The organism is Streptococcus sp. (genome assembly GCF_019414905.1).
In the GTDB taxonomy this organism is placed as follows: domain Bacteria; phylum Bacillota; class Bacilli; order Lactobacillales; family Streptococcaceae; genus Streptococcus.
Genome location: NZ_DXLC01000206.1, coordinates 1 through 5,232, shown reverse-complemented (window position 1 = coordinate 5,232; position 5,232 = coordinate 1). Strand labels below are relative to the sequence as shown.

Here is a 5,232-nt window from a genome sequence, read left to right as displayed (position 1 = left end):
ACCGAGCTCTTTAACTTGATCGATGTACTCAGGTTGCTCATCAAGATTGATTTCACGATAAGCGACATTATTACTGTCCAAGAAACGTTTGGTCATCTTACATTGGACACAGTTGTTTTTAGAATAAACGGTTACCATTGTGTAACTCCTCTTTCAAAATAGATTACTTTCTTAGTATATCAGAAATTGAAATTTTGTCAACGATTTAAAACTAAATATAGTGGTCTGTTTTTATACACAGCTAAACAAAACACAATATGTAGTGTTTGCTTTGCAAAATAGTGATAATTATCCTATAAGTTGTTTTTTGGAAAACTATATCCTGTGTTTTGTCATCTAGGATAGAAGATTTTCAGCAAGTTATCTGAAAGGAAATTGAATAAATCCCATAAAATGCTTGAAAAAAATCCTAGAAGATGATATAATACCAAATTGTAAGGGTTATCACATATAACTCAAAAAAGAAAGAACAAAAGGAGAGTCAAACTATGGCTTCTAAAGATTTCCACGTAGTGGCAGAAACAGGTATTCACGCACGTCCAGCAACATTGTTGGTACAAACTGCTAGCAAATTTGCTTCAGATATCACTCTTGAGTACAAAGGTAAATCAGTTAACCTTAAATCAATCATGGGTGTTATGAGTCTTGGTGTTGGCCAAGGTGCTGACGTAACTATCTCAGCTGAAGGTGCAGATGCAGATGACGCTATCGCTGCAATCTCAGAAACAATGGAAAAAGAAGGATTGGCATAAGGAAAATGACAGAAATGCTTAAAGGAATCGCGGCATCTGACGGTGTTGCAGTTGCAAAAGCATATCTACTCGTTCAACCGGATTTGTCATTCGAGACTATTTCAGTCGAAGATACAAACGCAGAAGAGGCTCGTTTGGATGTAGCTCTTGAAGCTTCTCAAAACGAGCTTTCTCTTATCCGTGAGAAAGCTGTAGGTACGCTTGGTGAAGAAGCGGCTCAAGTTTTTGACGCTCATTTGATGGTTCTTTCTGACCCAGAATTGATTGGTCAGATCAAAGAAACAATCCGTGCTAAGAAAGTCAACGCAGAAGCAGGTCTTAAAGAGGTGACTGACATGTTCATCACTATCTTTGAAGGCATGGAAGACAACCCATACATGCAAGAACGTGCAGCGGATATTCGCGACGTTACCAAACGTGTTTTGGCAAATCTTCTTGGCAAGAAATTGCCAAACCCAGCTTCTATTAACGAAGAAGTGATTGTGATTGCACATGACTTGACTCCATCTGATACTGCTCAATTGGACAAAAACTTTGTAAAAGCTTTTGTAACAAATATTGGTGGACGTACAAGCCACTCAGCTATCATGGCACGTACACTTGAAATTGCAGCTGTATTGGGAACAAATAACATCACTGAAGTAGTGAAAGACGGTGATATCCTTGCCGTTAACGGAATTACTGGTGAAGTCATTATCAACCCAACAGATGAACAAGCGGCAGAATTTAAAGCAGCTGGTGAAGCTTATGCTAAACAAAAAGCTGAATGGGCACTTTTGAAAGATGCTCAAACAGTGACTGCTGACGGTAAACACTTCGAGTTGGCTGCTAACATCGGTACTCCAAAAGACGTGGAAGGTGTTAACAACAACGGTGCAGAAGCTGTTGGACTTTACCGTACAGAGTTCTTGTACATGGATTCTCAAGATTTCCCAACAGAAGACGAACAGTATGAAGCATACAAGGCTGTTCTTGAGGGAATGAATGGTAAACCAGTGGTTGTTCGTACAATGGATATTGGTGGAGATAAGGAACTTCCTTACTTCGATATGCCACATGAAATGAACCCATTCCTTGGATTCCGTGCCCTTCGTATCTCTATTTCTGAAACTGGAGATGCAATGTTCCGTACACAAATCCGTGCCCTTCTTCGTGCTTCTGTTCATGGTCAATTGCGTATCATGTTCCCAATGGTTGCCCTTTTGAAAGAATTCCGTGCAGCTAAAGCAGTTTATGAAGAAGAAAAAGCAAACCTTCTTTCTGAAGGAGTTGCAGTTGCGGATGACATCCAAGTTGGTATCATGATTGAAATCCCTGCAGCAGCGATGCTTGCAGACCAATTTGCAAAAGAAGTGGACTTCATGTCAATTGGTACAAACGACTTGATCCAATACTCAATGGCAGCGGACCGCATGAACGAGCAAGTTTCATACCTTTACCAACCATATAACCCATCAATCCTTCGCTTGATTAACAACGTTATCAAGGCAGCTCACGCTGAAGGTAAATGGGCTGGTATGTGTGGTGAGATGGCTGGTGACCAAAAAGCTGTTCCACTTCTTGTCGGAATGGGCTTGGATGAGTTTTCTATGTCAGCAACATCTGTACTTCGTACACGTAGTTTGATGAAGAAATTGGACACTGCTAAGATGGAAGAGTACGCTAACCGTGCCCTTACAGAGTGTTCAACAATGGAAGAAGTTCTTGAACTTCAAAAAGAATACGTTAATTTCGATTAATGTCATTAACCTTGTAACCTAGTTGCAAGGTTTTTTTGACGCATTTTGGAAAAGTATAGTCTTGTGAAGTCCACTTTTCAATGAGTCAGAGGCATGGTATAATAGGGGAAAGTAATTAGAATAAGAGAGAAACCATGTCTAAAGAAATTGATATTGAGTACTACCACCAGCTAGCCTTACAAAAGCAGAAGGAGCATCGAAAAGTTTTAGCCAATTTAAAGAAAAAGCCACCAAAAAATCTAGATAAGATAGCCCAGCAGATTCACGAGGAAGTCTTTGCGGAGATTGATTGTACGGCCTGTGCCAACTGTTGCAAGACATTGGGGCCTGACTTTAAAGAAGCGGATATTACACGAATCGCCAAGTACTTTAAGATGAAATTACCTGCTTTTGAAGCGGAGTTTCTGCAGGTCGATGAAGATGGTGATAAGGTTTTTAAATCCATGCCTTGTCCCTTTCTAGGAGGAGATAATCTTTGTTCCATCTATGATGTTCGTCCCAAGGCCTGCCGAGAGTTCCCCCATACAGATCGCAAAAAGATCCATCAAATCAACCATTTGACGATTAAGAATACTTTGACCTGTCCAGCAGCCTATCTCTTTGTTGAGAAATTAAAGGATAAGTTATAGAGATTTAAAGGATAAAAAATTTCTAATAATAACTAACAATATGAGGGGAGAACTCTGTGCCTAGACCGAAAACAAAAGAGGAGCTAGTGCTGGCCTCTAAGGAAAACTATGAAAAGCTCAATCGTTTCATCTCCCAACTAAGTGAAGATGTGCTACAGACTCCATTTGATTTTTCAAGAGACCCAAAGAAAAAAGAATCTCACTGGAAAAGGGATAAAAATCTACGGGATGTCTTGATCCATCTTTATGAATGGCATCAGTTACTTTTGACTTGGGTATATTCTAATCAAGAAGGTCACGAAAGCCCTTTTCTCCCTGAGCTTTATAATTGGAAAACTTATGGAGAAATGAATGTCGCTTTTTGGAAGAAGCACCAGAAAACGTCCTTAGAAGAAGCGACTAGGCTCTTGGAACAATCACATAAAGAAGTGTTAGAGTTGATAGAAATTTTTAGCAATGACGAACTCTTTACCAAAGGTGTCTATAAGTGGACCGGCGGAACAAGTCTAGGTTCCTACTTTGTTAGTAGCACGTCAAGCCACTATGATTGGGCTCTGCAAAAACTCAAAGCTCATCGGAAGAATTGTAAGGGATAGATGGCCTGTTTGAAATAGAAAGAATGAGTTCTTTTAAACGTAATACTCTTCGAAAATCAAATTCAAACTGCGTCAACGTCGCCTTGCCGTACTCAAGTACAGCCTGCGGCTAGTTTCCTAGTTTGCTTTTTGATTTTCATTGAGTATAAGATAAAAGCAAAGGGCTATCAAGTGATGGAGCCCTTTTGAGTTATACAAGCAAATTACCATGCAAAAGCTGTCGTTGGAGCATTGAGCGCTTCTAACCACTGTTTATTTTTTACGGGGCAAAGAGTTACGGATATACCTGCCATATCCAGACTGGTCATAAATGTTCCTGATTTTATAAAGGTAATAGTGACTCCTTCAATTTCTAAGAGTTGAAGGAGATCATTGATAAATATACCCATTTCTAGGTTGGTAGTAGTGCCTAGATTATTTACAAGCAATATAAATTGATCACCCTTTTTCCAATGATAGTGCAATCTTAATTTGCTTATAATTTCATTTGCAAGGATTTCCGATGATTGGAATGGGACGATACGATATCCTTCTTCGCCATGTATCCCAATACCATAAGAAATATTTCCTTCTTCCAAGTTAAATAGTGGAAAGGTGGCTTGGGGAAGACTAGCAGATTTCGTTGCAAAACCAATTGTTGCGATTTCGGGAGCAAGTTCATGACCTAAATCAGTTAGTTGCTCGATGTCGGCACCATTTTGAGCTGCATATCCTAGAACTTTATGAAGTAAAATAGTCCCTGCAAGCCCTCTTCCTCTAATTTGAAATCTATTGTGAGGTTCAATAGAAATATCGTCGTGTGCTAGACTATAGCCGACCTTAATTCCTTCTTGTCTAGCAGTATTAATGGCCCAGCTAAATTCTTTGATGTCTGCTTCGAAATTTTTTATAATGATGAAGACACCGTGACCATTGTTTAAAAAACGAATGGACTCTAAGATTTCAGCTCTTGTAGGAGGAGTAAATAATTGGCCATAGATGGCAGCAGTAAGCATGCCTTCTCCAACATATCCGATATGAGCAGGTTCGTGACCGGACCCTCCACCCGACAATATTGGAACCTGATGAGGATTGCGATTTTTTTGATAGACTAATGGTAAGGTAGGGTGTTTTTCTAATTCAGGATGACTGTTAACAGTAGCTGAAATGTAACTTGAAATAATTTTCTGTTTATGATTTGAAATAAATGTCATTGTGGTCTCTTTCCAATAATTGTCATGATGAGAAAGTCTGGTTGTGGAACTGGACTTTTTTTATTGACGTAAGCCTTCACGATTTCTGCTAGAGCATGTGAATGATAGTCTAGCAAAAAACAAGTATAAGCAGATGAATCGATATCAATCTGACCGTATTCTCTTAAAATTTTTGATACAAGCAAGCGACAGTAGCTGATAAAGTGATCATAGAAGTTATTTTGCCCTTGAATATCAAAAAGTTGAATATAAAAGTCACGCTCTTGTTCGAAATAAAAAAATAATTCTTGTAATAGTTTTTGGCCTGAAATGAAGTCCAAGTT

Annotated in this window: 7 protein-coding genes; 4 read left to right on the top strand and 3 right to left on the bottom strand. The window is 39.0% G+C overall.

Annotated features, from left to right (window positions below; genetic code table 11):
• On the bottom strand, nucleotides 1–138 hold a 138-nt coding region (locus tag QZ359_RS06225), incomplete at its 3' end, for a glutaredoxin domain-containing protein (RefSeq protein WP_293964221.1).
• A gap of 350 nt (nucleotides 139–488) precedes the next feature.
• Here QZ359_RS06225 and QZ359_RS06220 point away from each other — a divergent pair.
• From QZ359_RS06220 to QZ359_RS06205, 4 genes are all read left to right on the top strand, one after another.
• Complete coding sequence (locus QZ359_RS06220; protein ID WP_000146947.1) at nucleotides 489–752, top strand: phosphocarrier protein HPr; 264 nt, start codon at nucleotides 489–491, stop codon at nucleotides 750–752.
• Between the two features lie 5 nt (nucleotides 753–757).
• Complete coding sequence (ptsP, locus tag QZ359_RS06215; protein WP_049516641.1) at nucleotides 758–2,491, top strand: phosphoenolpyruvate--protein phosphotransferase; 1,734 nt, start codon at nucleotides 758–760, stop codon at nucleotides 2,489–2,491.
• 134 nt (nucleotides 2,492–2,625) lie between these two features.
• Complete coding sequence (locus QZ359_RS06210; protein WP_000031471.1) at nucleotides 2,626–3,120, top strand: YkgJ family cysteine cluster protein; 495 nt, start codon at nucleotides 2,626–2,628, stop codon at nucleotides 3,118–3,120.
• Between the two features lie 56 nt (nucleotides 3,121–3,176).
• On the top strand, nucleotides 3,177–3,716 hold the full coding sequence (locus tag QZ359_RS06205; RefSeq protein WP_293964069.1) for a ClbS/DfsB family four-helix bundle protein: 540 nt from the start codon (nucleotides 3,177–3,179) through the stop codon (nucleotides 3,714–3,716).
• A gap of 203 nt (nucleotides 3,717–3,919) precedes the next feature.
• Here the strand turns inward: QZ359_RS06205 and dhaQ are convergent, their stop codons facing one another.
• Together dhaQ and QZ359_RS06195 are read right to left on the bottom strand one after the other, a co-directional pair.
• A complete protein-coding gene (dhaQ, locus tag QZ359_RS06200) occupies nucleotides 3,920–4,909 on the bottom strand; it encodes a DhaKLM operon coactivator DhaQ (protein WP_293964067.1) in 990 nt (329 codons plus the stop codon).
• A partial coding sequence (locus tag QZ359_RS06195; RefSeq protein WP_293964065.1) for a TetR-like C-terminal domain-containing protein occupies nucleotides 4,906–5,232 on the bottom strand: 327 nt, incomplete at its 5' end. The genes dhaQ and QZ359_RS06195, both read right to left, overlap by 4 nt.